This window comes from Actinoplanes lutulentus, assembly GCF_003259845.1.
Classification (GTDB): Bacteria; Actinomycetota; Actinomycetes; order Mycobacteriales; family Micromonosporaceae; genus Actinoplanes; species Actinoplanes lutulentus.
In genome coordinates, this window is sequence record NZ_QLMJ01000030.1 from 84768 (window position 1) to 102440 (window position 17673).

Below are 17673 nucleotides of genomic sequence, written 5' to 3' on the forward strand. Positions count from 1 at the left end.
GCCGGGTGCTGTCCATGGGCCAAAAGTGTCGTACCCGCGTGGCAGGGTTACCCACGTGTTGACAGTGGACATCGTCGAAGAGGCGACCACCGGGCGGCCGCCCGAGCGGTGGCGCCTGGAGCTCCCGTCCGAGCGTCTCACCCTGCGTGAGCTGATCCGCCGCCGGGCCGCAGCCGAGCCCGAGCAGGCGATCACATCCTTCGCCCGCAACGGGTTCGTCGTGCTCGTCGGCGACCGCCAGATCGAGGACCTCGACGAGATGATCGAGCTGCGCCCGGGCGCCGAGGTCACGTTTTTACGCCTGATCCCGCTGGCCGGTGGCTGATGACCACGCCGCACGCCGCCCAGCTCCTGCGCGAGCTCTCCGACCTGCACGATCCCGAGCTGCGGGTGGTGCTCACCGAGCTCTCCGACACCGATCTCGGCACGCTCCTGCCGGCCGCCCTGCGCATCCCGTTCGACCATCCGGCCCGGTTCCTGCGCGCCGGCATCACCTCCGCCTGCAACAGCCGCCAGCCGTCGTTCACCCCGGAGTCGCTGACCGACCTCCTCGCCGCGCTCGCCTCGGCGGACATCGGTGATTCCGCTGCCGTGATCGCGGCGTCCGCGCTGCTGCGCAGCCCAGAGCCACCGCCCATCTCTGCCGGGCGCCTTGCGGGTGCGTTGCTCACGGTCAAGGCTCCGGCGTACGCCGTGACGGCCCTAGCCGTGCTCAGCGGCGGCCTCCGCGCGGGTCTCGTCGGCAAACTCGCGAAGTGGGGCCTCGATGGGATCGCCCGCGACGAGATGGAGGCCCTGGCCGCAGCCGGTCCGTCCGGGCCGGCCCTGATCGGCGAGGTCGACGGCCACTACTCCTACTACTCACCACCCCCGCTGCCGGACGCGTGGGACCGCTTGGCGGCCGTGCCGGGTTACCCGGCGTTCGCGAAACGTGCGCTGGAGTCCGCCCGGGACCGGCTCGCCGCCGTCCACGCGGGCACGGTCGCCTATCGGGCGGATGCGGCGTTCGAGTCGGACGAGGTCGCCGCGCTCGGCCGGGCCGTCCGGGTGGCCCTGATCCGCGACGAGCCCTGGCTCATGCCCGTGCTGCGCCCCCTGCTGCTGACCGTCGCCGTGGCCCCGACAGCGGCGAAAACACTGCCGTCACAGGCGTTGCTCTACGAGGTGGCGCGTGCCGCCGAGGCACTGCCCACACCGGAGCTGCTGGCCGCGCTCCGGGAGGCCCGCGGGGTGGCCCGGCACAAGGGCGTGCACCGCCAGCTGGACCGCAAACTCCAGCGGATCGCCCGGGCACTGGGCGACCGTCCCGAGGTGGCCCTGCGCTTGCCCGACCTCGGCTTCACCCACGACGGGGTGCTGCACGGCCCAGCCGGTTCCGTCCTGACCCTCGGCGACGGGCTGAAGATCGCCGGGGTGGAGATCGCCTGGCCGGCCGCAGGCGGCGGCCTGTCGTCCTCGGTGCCGGCGGCGCTGCGCCGGGACCGTCCGGAGGAGGTCAAAGAGGCCCGCGCCCTGGCCACCAAGGTGCGCGGCCATCTGGCGACGCTCGCGCGGGCACTGGAGGCAGGCTTCGCGACCGGCCGGGTGATGCCCTACGCACGCTGGCGCGACGAGCTGGCGTCCAACCCGCTCGGCCGGTCAGTCGTCCAGCGCCTGATCTGGGAGATCCCGGACCAGGCGGGCGGGTGGCGGGCGGTGCTCCCGATCGATGACTCCTCCTTCGCGGGGATCGCGGGGGAGTCCGTTGCGGAGCCGGAGGCTGACGCTGAGATCAGGTTGTGGCATCCGCTTACGGCGACGGCCGGCGAGGTCAGCGCCTGGCGTGACCTGCTCATCGGCCGGGACCTGCGGCAGCCGATCAAGCAGGCGTTCCGCGAGGTCTACCGTCTCACCCCGGCCGAGGAGGAGACGAGCACCCACTCCGACCGGTTCGCCGCGCACATCGTGCACTACAAGCAGCTCTACGCCCTGCTCAAAGCCCGTGGCTGGACCACGACGATGCTCGGCCCGTGGGACGCGGGCGACACCGCCGACGCCACCCGGGTCCTCGCCGGCGGTTCCTGGCGGATCGGGCTGCGCCACTACTACATCGACGAGACGACCGCCGGCACCGACCGGGTGTGGTTCGAGCGGCGTGGCGGCGCAGGGTGGCGCACAGTTCCGCTCATCGACGTGCCACCCCTGGTGCTCAGCGAGGCCCTGCGCGACGTGGACCTCTTCGTCTCGGTGACCTCGATCGCCGCCGACCCGGCCTGGTTCGACGGCCACCTCGACTACTGGCAGCGCGAGCACCACGCCGAGCTGACCGCCACCGCCCAGGTCCGCCGCAGCGCCCTGGCCCGCATCCTCCCGCGTACCAAGATCGCTAACCGGTGCGAACTGACCGACCGCCACCTGGTCGTCCGGGGTGACCTGCACACATACCGCATCCATCTGGGCAGCGGCAACATCCTGATGGAACCGGGCAACGCCTACCTCTGCATCGTCCCGTCCCGGCGCGCACCCACCGACAGGGTCTTCATCCCGTTCGACGAGGACCGCCTCACGGTGATCCTCAGCAAGGCCTTCCTCCTGGCCGACGACACAGCCATCACCGACCCGTCGATCGTCGCCCAGCTGCGAGCCCACCACAGCACCTGACGGCGGGAATCCCCCACGATCGCGTCGACTTCCGCGAACCCGTGTCCACTCTCGACTTCAGCCATCGCGCAGAGCCGTTACGGCACCGGCCGTTCAGCGCAACCCGGGCCAGACGGTCTCATGGCACGTGCCGCGAACGTGTGCCACATTGCCGTCCCCGTCCGGTGACCGCGTCGCCGTGCCCGTCCGGTGACCGCATAGCCGTCCCCGGCCGGTGAACGTATTGCCGTTCCGGGCCGTGACCGTATCGCCGTCCCCGGCCGGTGACCGTGTGCGCTGTGTGCCGCCCGGCCCGGTTGGAGCTCGGTGCTGCGAACCGGTCGCGAGCCAGCACGGGAAGCCGGCGCGCGTCATCCGGCTGGCTATCAGTCCTGCCACACCGCCCGCGATCGAGCACTGACCCTGCTGGTCAATCGAAGTCCCGCTGGCAGACGACGCTCGTTCTTGATCGCCTCTGCGGCCACGGCTCTCCCCCGGCAATCGCCGTCCCGAACCACAGCCCAATGGCACCGCAACCCAAGACCGCGCGTTCCCGACGGCTGTGTCGATTTCGGGTTCGATACGCACCTCAACTCGACACACTCCGGGCGGCGTGCTCGCACCGTGTCGCCTCCGGCCCGGCGAGGCGAACCGACCCCGGCCGTTGACGCGAGCAGCTCGCCGAGGGCAAGCCGGCCGTTGACGCGAACCGGCTGCTGGGGGCGAGCCGGCCGCCGGGGGTGAGGCGCCTGCCGGGGGTGAGTCCGCAGGGCGAGCCGTAGCTCAGATAGGTCATCGGGCTGTTATGAGGTGTCTGAGCTACGGCTGGTCGGTGCGAGCCGTAGGCCAGGTAGGTCATCGCGCCCTCATGACGTATCTGAGCTACGGCTCGTCCCCGCGACGACGAGATCTCCAGCGGCAGAACACACCCGACCACGATTCGACGGCACGCATCCCCGGGTAGACGGCTAGCTCAATTGATCAGCAGGGTCCAGCACTGACAACCAGCCGGATCAGCGGTCAGGGCCGGGCCAGGCGGGCACTGTCGCAGGGTGGATCAGGTCGCACGTAACGCCACCGTGTGCCCGGGTCCACGCCCTGGCCGTGGTGAAGTCACACAGACCGCATCCGTGCGACCTCATCCACGCTAAACCGTCCACCCGTCCACCCGTCCACGTGGCCGACGTTGATCAGCCTGTTCTCGGCGGATTGGCCCGCTGAAGTGGTGGAACTCGCGTGTTGCGTGGCTTAGCAAGATCGGCGGTGGGGGCGCCTGCTGGCTGGGCTTATCGGGTGGTTACTGGCAGGGAGGCGAAGCCGCGGAGGACCAGGCGGTCGCGGCGGACCGGGGTGGCGGCTGGTTTCAGGGTGGGGAGCTTTTTCAGCAGGAGGGGGAAAGCGACCTGGGCCTCCAAGCGGGCCAAAGGTGCGCCGAGGCAATAGTGGGCGCCGCCGCCGAAGGAGACCGGCTGGATGTTCGGGCGGTCCGGGTCGAAGCGGTGCGGGCTCGGGTAACGGGCCGGGTCGCGGTTCGCCGAGCCGAGCAGCATGGTCAGCGGGGTGCCGGCGCGCAGGCGGTGACCGTTGCCGAGATCCAGCTCGGTGCTGGTGAACCGGGTTGTCAGCTGGACCGGTGAGTCGTACCGAAGGATCTCCTCGACGAACGCGGGCGCGAGGCCCGGGTCGGAGCGCAACCGATCGCCGTGATCGGGTCGCGCGAGGAGGATTTCCAGGCCGGTGCCGAGCAGGTTCGTGGTGGTCTCGAAACCGGCCACGAGCAACAGGACCAGGTTGGCTAGCAGCTCCTGGCCGGTCAGTGACTTGTCGGCGGCGAGGGCGGTGGTCAGGTCGTCCTGGGGGTTCTTCTGGCGTTCGGCGATCAGGCCGATGAAGTAATCCTCCAGCTCACGGCCTGCGGTGTCGGCGGCGCTCATTTCCTCGTGGCTGCTGATCGGTTCGAGGACCACGGTCAGGTCGGCGGCCCGCTGGCGGAACCACGGCCGATCAGATTCGGGCACGCCGAGCAGGGCGCAGATCACCCCGATGGGCAGGGGATAGGCGAACGCGCTGACGAAGTCCGCCCGATCCGGCATCTCGTCGATCAGGTCCTCGGCGATCGTGGTGATCACGTCACGGAGCCCGGCGACGCGGCGGGCGGTGAACGTCGCGGCCGCGGCCCGGCGGACCCGGGTGTGCTCCGGCGGGTTGTACTGCAGCATCGACATCACAATGGACGCGACCGCGCGGTTCTCCCGCCAGTCCGGCCAGCCGATGTCGTAATCGCCGGCGTCCGCGACCCGCAGGCTCGGCTCCCGCATCAGGCGGTTGGTGAGCTCGTGCGTCGTGACGAACCAGCGCCCGTCGAGCGCCTGGAAGATCGGCGCGTGCTCGCGGAGTGCGTCATAGGCGGGGTACGGGTCGAGGCGCCCGTCCGGCGAGAACAGCGACGCGAGCGCGGTTTCGTGGTCCATGGTGCCCAGTGTCGCGCGCCCCGCCAAACGAGCCCGTCGCCCAGCCCCGCCCGGGTGACCCACCACCACCGTGTCGATTTGGGGCGCGGATCGCACCCGAAGTCGACACGCAACATTGTGGACTCCGTCGTGTGTCGATTTGAGGTGCGGATCGCGCCCGAAGTCGACGCGGTCCTCAGGGAGCGGGGCGCAGGGTTCGGACCGCCTCGGTGACCGGGGTGTCGCCGGCGAAGAGTTCGGCGATCAGGCCCGCGGTCGACGGGGTTCGGAGCACCTCGGCCAGCACCTCGGCCACGTCGTTGCGGGCCACCGACGCCCGGCCGCCCAGCTCGGTGGTCAGGCGGACCCGGCCGGTGCTCGGGGTGTCGGTCAGCGAGCCGGGCCGGATGATCGTGAAGTCGAGGCCGCTGTCGATCAGCCGGCGGTCGGCCTCGGCCTTCGCGCGCAGGTACGGCAGCATCGAGCCGCTCGCCGCCTCGGGCCGGTCGGCTCCGATCGAGCTGATCATCACGTATCGGCGTACCCCAAGGGCTTGTGCGGCATCGATGAGCTTGACCGCGCCGCCCAGATCGACCGTCGCCTTGCGGGCGTCGCCGCTGCCGGGGCCCGCGCCGGCGGCGAAGACGACGGCGTCCGCACCCTTCACGTAGGGCTCCAGGGTCGCGTCCGACTCCAGGTCGCCGATGATCGGGATCGCGCCGGCCGCTTCCAGATCGGCGGCCTGATCCGGGTTGCGGATCAGCCCGCGGGCGCGGTCACCGCGAGCGGCGAGCAGCCCGAGCAGGCGCAGTGCGATCTTGCCGTGTCCACCGACCACCAGAACGTCCATGCAGGCGACGCTACCTCGCGGGCTCGTCGCGAATCTCGTGTTGATCACCACGTGCCTGCAGCAGCAGCTCGATGCCGTCCAGGAGGCGGGCCAGGCCGAAGCGGAACGTGCGATCCGGGTCGCTGACCGCGTTGTACGCCTCGCCGGCCGCCGTGCCCACCCGGCCGGAGATCGGGTAGGCGCCCGGCACCATCACCCGCTCCAGCACCGGCGCGTTCACCGCCCACCAGTCCGCGTCGGTGATCCCCGTCTGCTCGGCGGTCCGGCGAGAGCTGATCGAGATCTGGGCCGTGCCGGCGGTGAAGGCGCCGATCGACGTGACGATCTGGTCCATGTCGAGGTCGCTGAAACCGGCGCCCTCCAGTGCCGCCAGCTGCCATTCGTAGCGGGCGGAGCTGTTCGGGCCGATCCACGGGCGGCTGTTCTCCACCTGCAGCAGCCACGGGTGCCGGTGGTACTCGTCCCACATGTGCTGGGCCATAACGGTCACGCGCTCGCGCAGGTCGCCCGCATAAACGGGATGCTCGTGCGACCCGATCACCTCGTCGACCATCAGGCCGATCAACTCGGAACGGCCCGGGACATAGGTGTAGACGCTCATCAGCTTCAGCCCGAGCCGGTCGGCGACCTTGCGCATCGAGAACGCCGGTAGGCCCTCCTCGTCGGCGACCGCGATCGCCGCCTCGATCACCTCGTCGACGCTGACCCGCTGTTTCGGCCCGCGTTTGCCCTGCGGTGTGCCCAGGGTGCGGCGCCAGAGCAGCTCCAGCGTGCGGTCGGGTTCCCGATTTTCCATGTGCGAAGACTACCCCGTGAGGTGTACGGTGTTCGACGCAACGAAAGTCCGTAAGGTATACGGAGTTAAGGAGCGCCCTGGTGCACACCCTGATCGCCGAAGGATTACGCAAGAGATACGGCGACCTCGCCGCCCTCGACGGATTCGACCTGCACGTGCCGGCCGGCGTCATCCACGGCCTGCTCGGACCGAACGGCGCCGGCAAGACCACGGCGGTGAAAGCCCTGGCCACCCTCATCGATCTCGATGAGGGGAGTGCCAGCGTCGCCGGATTCGACGTGCGCACCCAGGCCGCGCAGGTCCGTCGCCGGATAGGCCTGATCGGTCAGAACGCCGCCGTCGACGAGGTCCTCGGCGGCCGGCAGAACCTGGTGATGTTCGGCCGCCTCTACGGCCTCGGCAAAACACAGGCACAGGAGCGCGCCGACGAGATGCTGAGCATTTTCGGTCTGAGCGACGCCGCCGAGAAAGCCGTCTCCACCTACAGCGGTGGCATGCGCCGCCGCCTCGACATCGCGGCCGGCCTGCTGCTCACCCCCGCCGTGCTCTTCCTCGACGAACCCACCACCGGCCTCGACCCGCGCGCCCGCAACGAGGTCTGGACCACCATCCGCGAGATCGCCGCGCGCGGCACCACGGTCCTGCTCACCACCCAGTACCTCGACGAAGCCGACCAGCTCGCCTCCGAGATCTCCGTGATGAACCACGGAAAAATCATTGCCCAAGGTACGCCCACCGAGCTCAAGCGCCACGTAGGAGGAGATCGCGTCACGCTCACATTGGCATTGCGGGACCGCCTCGACAGGGTGGCCGAAAAGCTGGGCCCGACAGCGACAGTCGACGAGGACACCCGCACGATCACCGTCGAACTGGCCGGCGAGAGCCTGGCCGGCATCATCCGCACCCTCGACGACCTAGGCGTCACCCCGGAGGACCTGCAGCTTCGCCGGCCCACCCTGGACGAGGCGTTCCTGGCACTCACCTCACCGGAGGCGGTCCGATGACCACGATCCGCGCGGGCTGGATCCTCACCCAGCGAGAACTGGCCCATTGGGTACGCGAACCGTGGGCGCCGATCTTCGGTGTCCTCTTCTCGATCATGCTGTTGCTCGTCTTCGGGTTCCTGTTCGGCGGGGCGATCACCCTGCCCGGCGGCGGTGAGTACATCGATTACCTGCTCCCCGGCATGATGGCGCTCAGCATGATGTTCGGCGTCGAGTCCACAGCGACCGCGATGGCGAACGACGCGAAGAAGGGCATCACCGACCGGTTCCGTTCGATGCCGATCGGCAGCGCGTCGGTGGCACTGGGCCGGGTCGGCGCCGACATGACCAACTCGGCGTTCGAGCTGCTCGTGCTGATCGTCGGTGGCCTGCTGGTCGGCTGGCGGATCACCTCGGATCCGGCATCGGCAGCGCTCGCCGTGTTGTTGCTGCTGCTCCTGCGGTTCGCCGTGCTCTGGATCGGCATCTTCCTGGGCCTGAGCTTCCGCGGCGGGGGAGCGACCGCCGCCGTGCAGGTGCTGGTCTGGCCGATCGGATTCCTGTCCACGGCCATCGTCTCGGCCGAGACGATGCCGGCCTGGCTGGGCGCGATCGCGGCGTGGAACCCGCTGTCCGCCACAGCGACCGCGGTGCGCCAGCTGTTCGGCAATCCGACCGGGGTGACCGCCGGCATCCTTCAGGACGGGGCGGTGTGGCTGGCCCTGGCCTGGCCGCTCGTCCTGACGGCGGTGTTCGTGCCGCTGTCGGCGCGCGCTTACCGCCGTTTGCGGGCGTAACGAGGGGTGCCGGGGCTGCCCACCCCCCACTTGGGCAGCCCCGGCACCTTTGTCGCCCGCCCCCGTAGCGACGACTCTCGGATCGTATACGATCCATCGAAAGATATACGATCACCGTGGACGGGGTCTATGTCGTCTCTCCTTTCGAAACACGAGTCGGTGTACCGGTCGATCCGTGAACGCATCCTCACCGGCGTTTACGGCCCCGGCGAACGCCTCGTTCTGAGCGCCATCGCCCGCGACCTCGACGTCAGCCCGGTCCCGGTGCGCGAGGCCATCCGCCGCCTCGAGGCGGAAAACCTGGTCACCTTCGAACGCAACGTCGGCGCCCGGGTCAACACCCTCGACGACGAGGCGTGGGAACAGCTGGTCGAGATGCTTGCGCTCCTTGATGGGTACGCGATGCGCCGCGCCCAGTGCCGGATCACCCCCGCCGCCCTCGGCGAGGCCCAGCGCCTCAACGACGCCCTGCGCGCCCACGCCGGCGGCCCCGCCGACCAGCACGGCGAGGTCATGGCGCTGCACCGGCTCTTCCACCGGACCCTGTACGCGAACAGCGACAACCGTTACCTGGTCGAATCACTCGACAGCCTCTGGGACCGCATCGACGCGTCCCGGGTCCTCGCCTCCCGCTGGCCGGCCCACCGGCTGGCCAGCGCCGTCGACGAACACGACGAGCTGCTGCGCATGATCCGCTCCGGCGAGGTACCGCCCGACGAGCTGGAACGCTGCACCCGCCAGCACAGCCTCAACGCCATCATCGCGATCCGTGGCCGGAAAACCCCGGTTCGTCTTCAGTGACGGCGGGGTGCTTTACGCGTACCCAAGTGGGGTTGTCGCTCGCAGGAGATGACCGCTCAGGGTGAGTTGCTCGCCGCCCGGAAGGGCGGTTATGTCGATCTCCTCGACTGAGGTGCCGATCCAGGCAGGCGCGGCGAATGCGGCGCGCAGGAACTCCTCGCTCAGCCCCCAGCCCTGGCGTGCGCGCGACGAGACCGCGAGCACGAAGAGGGTCGCGCCGGGCGCGGCGAGGCGGGGGAGAGCCGAGAGGTACGCGTCGACGCCGCTGCTGATCCGCACGAGGTTGTGCAGGAGCCCGGAGTCGAAGATCGAGTCGAATCGTTTTGCCGAGGTGTCCAGGTTCGTGGCGTCCTGGACGGCGAAGGTGATGTCGAGATGGAGCGCTGCGGCCTTGGCGCGGGCGCGTTCGATGGCGGTCGGCGAGATGTCGATCCCGGTCACCTCGAAACCCCGTTGGGCCAGCGATATCGCCAGGTCACCGGTGCCGCAGCCGAGATCGAGAGCACGCGGCCCCCGCGGCTCACCGGCGTCGATGGCAGCGGCGAGGGCGGGCTGAGCGCCACCGATCTCCCACGGCGGCGGGGTGCTGTCCTGATAGATCTCCTCGAAGTTCATGTGACCCCTCGGTATTGGTTGTCATGGAACCCACAGGTTGTGCACATCCGGGACAACGGCGGGTGAACTTTTCTAGAGGGGTCCAGTCGCACGGCTACGAAGGATGACTCATGTCGGGACCCGGCTCCTCGTACACTCTCTCGCGCCGCCGCTTCGGCGCCGCGCTGGCCGGAGCTCTCGGCCTGGCCGCGCTCGGTGGTTGTGCCGCCGGCGCCACCAAGACGTCGTCCGGCAGCGCGAACGCCACGATCTTCGACAGCGGCGTGGTGCACGACATCGTGCTGAAGTTCGACGACAGCGCGTACGACACGATGATCGCGTCCTATCTCGACAACGAGACGAAGGACTGGATCGAGACGGCGGTGACGATCGACGGGGTTTCCTATGAGAAGGCCGGGCTGCGGCTCAAGGGGAACTCGTCGCTGCGCGGGCTGACCGCTTCGTCGTCGTCTTCTGCTTCCACGTCGTCGTCCGCTGCCGCCACCACCACCGGCAGGCAGGGCGGCGGCGGAATGGGTGGGAACAGCATCTCCGCGGACAATCCCGAGGATCTGCCGTGGCTGGTGCGGCTCGACAAGTACGTGGACGGGCAGGCGCACCAGGGTTACACCGAGTTCGTGGTGCGGTCCAACAACTCGGAGTCGGCGCTCAACGAGGCGGTTGCTCTGGAACTGCTCGGGTCGGCCGGGCTGGCGACCGAGAAGTCGTTCTCCACGCGGCTCAGCGTGAACGGCGGCACCGAGGTGCTGCGCCTCGTCGTGGAGAACCCGGGCGACAAGTGGATGGCCGACAACTTCGACGGGTCCGGGATTCTCTATAAAGCCGAGTCGAACGGGGATTACAGCTATCGGGGTGACGACGCCGCGAAGTACGACGACGTCTTCGACCAGGAGAGCGGTGACAAGGATGACTTCACGCCGCTGATCGCGTTCTTGAAGTTCATCAACGAGTCGGATGACGCCACGTTCGGCTCCGACCTCGGGAAATACCTGGATGTGGATGCGTTCGCGAAGTATCTCGCGTTCCAGGAGCTGGTGCAGAACTCGGACGACATCGACGGGCCGGGCAACAACTCGTATCTCCGCTACACCGCCGACACGAAGATCATGACGGTGGTGAACTGGGACTTGAACCTGGCTTTCGGAGGCATGGGCGGAGGCGGCGGAATGCCCGGTGGTGGGGGGATGCCGGCTGGTGGTGGTGCTGCTCCGAGCGGTGCGCCTGACCAGAACGATGGGGGCCAGCGACAGGCGCCGACCGGCGGCGGTGGGAAGGGCAACGGCGGCGGTGGCTTCGGTGGGCGGAGCAACATCCTCGTGACGCGCTTCCAGGCGAACACGACCTTCGCGGCCGCGTACACAAAAGCCCAGACCGACCTCAAGGCCAGCCTTTACACCAGCGGCACCGCCAAGACCATCCTCGACAAGCGTGCCGCCGTCCTGACCGCCCAGGCGACCGACCTGGTCAGCGCCGACACGATCACCAGCGAGTCCGAGAAGATCGCGACGATCTTCGCCTGAGTTTCGTGGGAGGGCCGTTTTTCGCGGCCCTCCCGTCAAGGCTCAGCCCAGGACGATCGGCTCGAAGACCTTGGTGAAGTCCTGCTGCTCCTCGGCCGTGTTGAAGCTGACGTAGTAGTGCAGCTTCTCGTAATCCGCCTCGCTCGGGAACACCAGGGAGCTCTCCGCGACCTCGAGCATCTCCTTCTTCTCGTCACCCGAGAGCTCGGCGGCGTCCGACCGCATCTGCGCCTGCGCGGCCGGAACCGGGCAGACGTAGTTGATGTACTCGGCCAGCGCCGCCGCGTTCGCGACCTCGTAGAAGTAGTCGATCAGCGTGATCGCGTCGACCGGGTTCGCCGCGGTGATCGGGATCGTGAAGTTGTCGGTCCAGATCGTGCCGCCCTCTTCCGGGATCACGAACTTGTAGTTCGTACCGTCGGAGAGGTTCTTCTGGAAGATGTCGCCGGACCAGGCCTGGGTGATCCACACCTCGCCGTTGCCGAGGGCGTCGACGTAGTCCTGCTCGTAGTACTGCCGGACGATGCCCTTGTCCTTCTGCTCCTGCAGCTTCGCGGCGCCCTTCTTCCAGCCCGCCTCGTCCGAGGTGCCCGGGTCGACGCCGGCCGCGAGCATGCCGAAGTTCGCCAGCTCGGTCAGGTCGGACATCATCCCGACCTTGCCCTTGAACGCCGGGTCCCACAGGTCGGCGAGCTTGGTGATCGGCCGGTCGACCTTGGCCGGGTCGTACGCGATGCCGGTGATCCCGGACGCCCACGGCACGCTGAACACGTTGCCCGGGTCGAACGCCTCGGTCGTGTACGTCTTGGCCGCGTTCTTGGTGAAGTTCGGCAGCCGGGTGTGGTCCAGCGGCGCCAGGAACCCGGCCGAACGGAACTGCCCGAACTGCACGCCGTTGGTGATCACCATGAGGTCGAAGCCGATGTCCTGCTTCGCCGAGAGCTGCGGCTGCACCTTGGCGAACCAGGGGCCCATCTCCTGGATGACCTCCTGGTAGTTCACCTCGATGCCGGTCTTGGCGGTGAACGCCTTCAGTTCCGGCTTCTCCGGATCCATGTACAGCGGCCAGTTCGCGAAGTCGAGCTTGCCGTTCTGCGACTTACCGGCCCAGAACGTGGCGATCGTGCTGCTGTCCACGCTTGCCGCCGGGGTGCCCTTGCCCTCCACTCCGCAGGCGGCCAGCGCGGCGCCGAGCGCCGAAAGTCCGCCGATGCGCAGCGCGTCGCGGCGGCCGAGCCGCCGGGACGTCAGGCCGCGCAGGAGCATGGGGTCGGGGGTGTTGCGGGAGAACATGGGACTCCGATCAAGGTACGGGTGCTCGCGCTCGCGTGGCATGGTCACACACCGGGTACACGGTTGTTACGAGCGCATCATGATCCAATGGTACTTCTCACCCTTAAGTACCTGGTCGGAGTCGCTTTTCGTCGATGCCTACGGCCAGTTCCGAGGCGACTGCGAGAGTACGCAAATCACCCACCGTGATCGGTCTGGCGCGCGGGCCCCTCCTGGTTCCCGGCTTCGCCGCGGACGGAGACGTCGGGTCCTTCGAGATTGCTCACCGCCTGCTGGGCACGCTCATCGGCGAGACCTTCGGGTACGCGTTGACAGCCGCCTGGACCCTGCTCGTGCTCGTAGCGCTGGGCCGGTCCTTCGCCGGCCGAGGGCACGAGCGTGGTCAGGGGCGATGCCATCCGGTCAGCTTGATCGGATGGAGAACCATCCACAGAGCCGCGATCCGCTCGCCCGCCGATGTCACCGCCACCACCGCCACCGCCCGGCCGGCCCTACGCAGGGCCAGCCCGGCCTGGCCGTTCACCGACTCCGGGGTGAGTTCGCCGGGACCGCCGAGCAGTGCGATCACCAGCTCGGCGACGTCGTCCGCGCCGTGCACGACGGGCAGCACCCCGCCGTCACAGACGGCGACGGCCTCCGGAACGAGGACCTTCCGTATCGCGTCGATGTCAGCGGCCCCGCAGGCCGTGATCAGCCTGCCGACGACATCGTCATGAGGATCGGGCATGCCCGGTCGAGGCGCCGGAACCACCGGAGACGAACTCGTGCCGCGGATCCTGCACCGACGCCAGCGAAACGATGTCGCGTCCGTAGAAGACAGCTGTCAGCCACACCGCCGCGACCCGGGCCTTGCGCTCCCAGCTCGGCACGGCCAGTACGTGATAACCACGATGCATCAGCCACGCCGGCCAGCCCTTGATCACGATTCCACGGTACTGGAAGATGCCCCGCCCCAGCCCGAGCGTCGCGACCGTGCCGAGGCTGTGGTGCACATAGTTCCGGGGCATCCGGCCTCGCAGAACGGCCACGATGTTGCCGGCCAGCAGCTTGCCCTGGCGCACCGCGTGCTGCGCGTTCGGCACGGTCGCCGCACCCGGCCTGCCCACCGCCAGATCCGGCACGGCCGCGTCGTCACCGGCGGCCCACGCGTCGATCACCGGGTTCTCGTCGGTGCCGACGCGCAGGTCGGCACGGACCGTCACCATGCCGCGCTCGTTGATCGGCAGGTCGGTGTGGCTGCGCACCATCGGGTTCGCCCCGTTGCCGGCCGTCCACACGATCAGCCCCGAGTCGTACTCCTCGCCGCTCGACAGCACCACATGCCCCTCCACCGCGGAGACCAGCTGGGTGTTCAGATGCACCCGCCCGCCGCGTTTCTCCAGCTCACGCACCACCCACCGGCTGGGTCCCTCGGTCACCTCCGGCAGAATCCGGCCGAGCGCCTCGACCAGGTGAAAATCAAGATCTTCAAAGGCGATTTCCGGGTACGCACGAAGCAGCCCCGTGGCGAGCGACAGAAGCTCGCCGAACCCTTCGACACCGGAGAACCCGCCGCCGACGAAGGTGACAGTGAGCAGCTTGCGCCGCAGCGGCCCGTCGGGAAGCGTCGACGCCCGGTCGAACGCGGTGAGCAGCCGGTCCCGGATCGCCACAGCCTCTTCGACGTGCTTGAGACCGAACGCCTCCTCGGTCACGCCGGGCACACCGAACTGCCGGGTCACCGCGCCCGCCGTCACCGCGATGACGTCATAGGAGATGGGGAACTCCGGGCCGTCCACCGGGCGTACCGAAGCGGTCTTGTGCTCGTGATCGACGGCGGTGACCGTACCGGAGATGATCTTTGTTTTGCGCAGGTGCCGGCGCAGAGCGACGGCCGCGTGCCGCGCCTCGACCGAACCGGCGAGCACCTCGGGCAGAAACGGTTGGTACGTCATGTACGGCCGGGGATCGACCAGCACAACCCGCGCCTCGCCTCGGCGCAGCTTCTTCTCCAGCTTCCACGCCGTGTAGAACCCGGCATAGCCGCCACCCACCACCAGAATCGTCCGCATACGGGTATGACCGCACAGCCCCACGTTTTGTGACAGGTTCTCAGCGTGCCGTTCAACCGCCGGCTCCCACCTGGCGTCCCCCAGCCCAGTCCGCTGCGCCGGCCAGTGATGAACGGATCGTCGTTGCGAAGTGCCGGCGTCCGGGGTGACGATGTGTGGAGGTGCCGGGTGGTCATCCCGGCGAAGTGTTGGAGGCGCTGCTAGTGAACACCGCATCGCGGTGCGCCTCGCTATGCGCGCCAGACGCTGACGACTTCGCCTCGCCCACCGGCTGACCTGCTTCGTTCGCGGTGGGTGCTTCCTCGCAGGGAGACCACCGTAGTGCCCGAACACTTTGTGACTTGTGATCGCCGTCCGCTGATGACGGTCCTTGCCGCCAACCTCGTTTCGATCGCCGGCAACTGTCTCACGTATATGGGCGTGCCGTGGTTCGTGCTGCAGAGCACGGGCAGTGCCGTCAAGGCCGGGACGGTGGCGTTCTGCACACTGCTGCCCGCGGTACTCGCTGCGCTTGTCACCGGTCCGGTCATCGACCGGATGGGACGACGGCGGGTGAGTGTCGCCTCGGATCTCACCTGCGGAGCCGCTGTAGCGGCGATTCCGCTGTTGCAGTTCGCCGGCATCCTGCAGTTCTGGATGCTGTGCGCGCTGATGGCGTTGACAGGGCTGTTCCGTGCCCCTGGTGAAACGGCCCGCGGCGTGCTGCTGCCCGCGCTCGCCGAACGCGCCGCAATGCCGCTGACCAGGGCCGCCGGACTGTACGACGGTGCGGCACGCTGCGCGGCGCTGACAGCATCCGCTCTCGGAGGTGTGCTGATCGCCGTACTCGGAGCCGACACCGTGCTGTTGGTGGACGCCGCGACTTTCGCCGTGGCGGCGCCGCTGTTCGCGTTCGGGGTGCGTGACCTGCCCGAGGCGCAGCCCTTGCGTCAGGTCGAGCCGGTGTCGTTGCCGGCCTACCGTCGTGAGCTCGCGGAGGGTTATCGCTTCGTGGCGGCCACGCCGCTGCTGCTGGGCCTGTGCCTGATGACGCTGGTCACCAGGGGCCTCGACCAGGGATGGAGTGCCGTGCTTCTTCCCGTGCACGCCCGTGAGCAGCTTGCTGGTGCCATCGATCTCGGTCTGCTGAACGCGGCGTTCGGCATCTGCGCACTCACAGGGGCGCTGATCTACGGGGCTGTGGGCAGCCGGTTTCGCCGGTGGCCGGTGTTCACGGTCGCTTTTCTCATCGGGGGCCTGCCGCGCTTCGTGGTGGCCGCCTTCACCGACACCTTCACCCCGCTCGCCGTGATCATGGCGGTAGAGGGTCTCGCCTTCGGTGTACTCAACCCCATCATCACCACCGTGACGTACGAGACGGTGCCCGAGGAACTGCGCAGCCGCGTGCTGAGTGCGACGACCGCCGCGGTCCAGCTGATCACTCCGCTGGGCGGACTCGCCGCAGGCTTCCTCGTGGATGCGTCCGGTCTGCCCGGTGCGCTGCTGACGGTTGGCGGCGTGTACCTGCTCGCCACGCTCTGCCCGGTGGTCTTCCCGGCCTGGAGGCAGATGGACAGCAGCGGCTCTCTGTACGCCAGGACGAAGGGCTCACCGTCGCGCAGTTCGAAGGCGAACCGGATGCCGTAGAGGCCGGCGAAACCGCTACCCCGGGCGGGCACCCGCGAGTTGCTGACGTAGACCACACTGCGGGTATGGAGTTCTTGCTGCTGGCCGTCATAGTCGGCTTCGCTGTTGTCGGCGTGGTTAAGGCGACCAGGCAACGTCGTGCGTCAGGGCACCGAGCTTTCAGCACGACCGGCCATTCCCAGGCCCCAGGCGCAGAACCGACGTTCGATGTGGGAGGCGGCGGGCACTACCACTCGTCGGGGCACGACAGCTCCTCCGGCGACAGCTCCTCCGGCAGCGGCGGTGACGGCGACTGACCTTGCGCCAATGAGGCGGTCTTGCGCCGACGCGGCGGTCTTGCGCCGATGCGGCGGAAGAAGCCGGGCAGAGGCTCTCTCACCGGCCTGATCAGCGCACCCAGCACGCTTGCTCCGCCACGAGCTGTTCGGCGATTCATCAACGCCTTCAGGCCGTTGATCGAGCCCGGTCTTAGATCTCGCCGACGAGAAAGTCGACGCCTATCAGCATGGGGCTGACGACACTCGCGGTGACGCCAGATCTCAAGCGAACCACGCGCCGATGCGGGTCCTCGGCGGCGTGTCTCGGGGCGGCGGCCGAGGGGTCAATCGCGTGGTAACAATCGTGCCGGCAGGTGGAGTTCGTCCTGTTGGGGGTCGTAGAGGACGATGCCGTGGCGCCCGGCGATCTCTATAAGTGTCGGCACCATGTCATCGGCGAACTCGTGCTGGATGTTGATTTCAATGACGGACGGCCCCGTCTCGTCGGCTAGCGGCCAGGATGCCCACGGCGAGTCGGCCTGGTCAGAGCCAGGCCAGCGAGACGCGCACTCGTCGATGGCTGCCCGCATTCGGTTGCTGAGCAGGGCCTCCGGTTCATCGGAGTCGAGGCGTTGGTAAATCTGCTCGCTTGTCGGAGCGGTGTCCGGGTCGACAAGCATCAGGTCGAAGCTCACCAGGACAGTCTGGTCGAGTGCAAACGGGTGATCAGGCCGAACCACGAAAGTCTTGATGGCGCACGGACGGCGGCATTGCGGTCTGCGGGTTTCGTGGACGGCGCCGGTTAGCCTCGTGCCGCGCGCCGGGTGAAAGTAGTTGGGAAAGTGCGCCATGCTCACGCTGTGCACCCGGGCAGTCAGGGATGAGCCGGTTCGAGTTCGGTGGCCCGGCGCGCCCGTTCGGCGGCTACTTGTTTCATTGAAGTACGACCGCAGCCCGGCCAGGCTTGGTCGAGGTGACCGGTGGGATCGCTCGCACGCGGCTGTCCACCGCAGGT

The 17673-nt window shown here is 68.5% G+C and carries 16 protein-coding genes; 7 read left to right on the forward strand and 9 right to left on the reverse strand.

Going from position 1 to position 17673, the window contains the following annotated elements; all coding sequences use genetic code 11:
• The first annotated feature begins 55 nt into the window (after window positions 1–55).
• Entirely contained in the window at window positions 56–325 is a 270-nt protein-coding gene (locus B0I29_RS43230; RefSeq protein ID WP_111654990.1) for a ubiquitin family protein, read from the forward strand.
• Window positions 325–2640, forward strand: coding sequence for a DUF4132 domain-containing protein (locus B0I29_RS43235; RefSeq protein WP_111654991.1), 2316 nt, complete (start codon window positions 325–327; stop codon window positions 2638–2640). The genes B0I29_RS43230 and B0I29_RS43235 overlap by 1 nt, the downstream gene beginning before the upstream one ends.
• A gap of 1265 nt (window positions 2641–3905) precedes the next feature.
• On the opposite strand, the gene B0I29_RS43240 is transcribed toward B0I29_RS43235, so the two are convergent.
• The 3 genes from B0I29_RS43240 to B0I29_RS43250 form a co-directional block, all read right to left on the reverse strand.
• Window positions 3906–5090: a cytochrome P450 gene (locus B0I29_RS43240; protein ID WP_111654992.1), complete on the reverse strand. Its 1185-nt coding sequence runs from the start codon at window positions 5088–5090 to the stop codon at window positions 3906–3908.
• A 175-nt stretch (window positions 5091–5265) separates the two neighbouring features.
• Window positions 5266–5919 (reverse strand): SDR family oxidoreductase, encoded by a 654-nt coding sequence (locus tag B0I29_RS43245; protein WP_111654993.1) that lies wholly within the window; start codon window positions 5917–5919, stop codon window positions 5266–5268.
• Window positions 5920–5929: 10 nt separating this feature from the next.
• Complete coding sequence (locus tag B0I29_RS43250; RefSeq protein ID WP_111654994.1) at window positions 5930–6715, reverse strand: TetR/AcrR family transcriptional regulator C-terminal domain-containing protein; 786 nt, start codon at window positions 6713–6715, stop codon at window positions 5930–5932.
• Between the two features lie 77 nt (window positions 6716–6792).
• Here B0I29_RS43250 and B0I29_RS43255 point away from each other — a divergent pair, with 77 nt between their 5' ends.
• From B0I29_RS43255 to B0I29_RS43265, 3 genes are all read left to right on the forward strand, one after another.
• Entirely contained in the window at window positions 6793–7719 is a 927-nt protein-coding gene (locus B0I29_RS43255) for an ATP-binding cassette domain-containing protein (protein WP_111654995.1), read from the forward strand.
• Entirely contained in the window at window positions 7716–8495 is a 780-nt protein-coding gene (locus B0I29_RS43260) for an ABC transporter permease (RefSeq protein WP_111654996.1), read from the forward strand. The genes B0I29_RS43255 and B0I29_RS43260 overlap by 4 nt, the downstream gene beginning before the upstream one ends.
• 129 nt (window positions 8496–8624) lie before the next feature.
• Window positions 8625–9296, forward strand: coding sequence for a GntR family transcriptional regulator (locus B0I29_RS43265; protein WP_111654997.1), 672 nt, complete (start codon window positions 8625–8627; stop codon window positions 9294–9296).
• A 12-nt stretch (window positions 9297–9308) separates the two neighbouring features.
• On the opposite strand, the gene B0I29_RS43270 is transcribed toward B0I29_RS43265, so the two are convergent.
• On the reverse strand, window positions 9309–9911 hold the full coding sequence (locus B0I29_RS43270; protein WP_111654998.1) for a class I SAM-dependent methyltransferase: 603 nt from the start codon (window positions 9909–9911) through the stop codon (window positions 9309–9311).
• A 110-nt stretch (window positions 9912–10021) separates the two neighbouring features.
• On the opposite strand from B0I29_RS43270, the gene B0I29_RS43275 reads away from it, so the two are divergent.
• A complete protein-coding gene (locus B0I29_RS43275; RefSeq protein WP_111654999.1) occupies window positions 10022–11431 on the forward strand; it encodes a CotH kinase family protein in 1410 nt (469 codons plus the stop codon).
• Window positions 11432–11473: 42 nt separating this feature from the next.
• On the opposite strand, the gene B0I29_RS43280 is transcribed toward B0I29_RS43275, so the two are convergent.
• The 4 genes from B0I29_RS43280 to B0I29_RS43290 all read right to left on the reverse strand — a co-directional run bounded on the left by B0I29_RS43280 (window position 11474) and on the right by B0I29_RS43290 (window position 14775).
• The gene (locus B0I29_RS43280; protein ID WP_111655000.1) at window positions 11474–12724 is read right to left on the reverse strand and encodes a polyamine ABC transporter substrate-binding protein; all 1251 of its coding nucleotides are present in this window, start codon (window positions 12722–12724) and stop codon (window positions 11474–11476) included.
• A gap of 176 nt (window positions 12725–12900) precedes the next feature.
• The gene (locus B0I29_RS45500) at window positions 12901–13122 is read right to left on the reverse strand and encodes a hypothetical protein (RefSeq protein ID WP_146617095.1); all 222 of its coding nucleotides are present in this window, start codon (window positions 13120–13122) and stop codon (window positions 12901–12903) included.
• A complete protein-coding gene (locus B0I29_RS43285) occupies window positions 13107–13451 on the reverse strand; it encodes a sigma-70 family RNA polymerase sigma factor family protein (RefSeq protein ID WP_111655001.1) in 345 nt (114 codons plus the stop codon). Before B0I29_RS43285 ends, B0I29_RS45500 begins: the two co-directional genes overlap by 16 nt.
• Window positions 13435–14775 (reverse strand): NAD(P)/FAD-dependent oxidoreductase, encoded by a 1341-nt coding sequence (locus B0I29_RS43290; protein ID WP_111655002.1) that lies wholly within the window; start codon window positions 14773–14775, stop codon window positions 13435–13437. The genes B0I29_RS43285 and B0I29_RS43290 overlap by 17 nt, the downstream gene beginning before the upstream one ends.
• A 360-nt stretch (window positions 14776–15135) precedes the next feature.
• Between B0I29_RS43290 and B0I29_RS43295 the strand changes: the two genes are divergently transcribed.
• Window positions 15136–16401 (forward strand): MFS transporter, encoded by a 1266-nt coding sequence (locus tag B0I29_RS43295; RefSeq protein ID WP_111655003.1) that lies wholly within the window; start codon window positions 15136–15138, stop codon window positions 16399–16401.
• A gap of 601 nt (window positions 16402–17002) precedes the next feature.
• On the opposite strand, the gene B0I29_RS43300 is transcribed toward B0I29_RS43295, so the two are convergent.
• Entirely contained in the window at window positions 17003–17353 is a 351-nt protein-coding gene (locus B0I29_RS43300) for a hypothetical protein (RefSeq protein WP_111655004.1), read from the reverse strand.
• Between the last annotated feature and the right edge of the window lie 320 nt (window positions 17354–17673).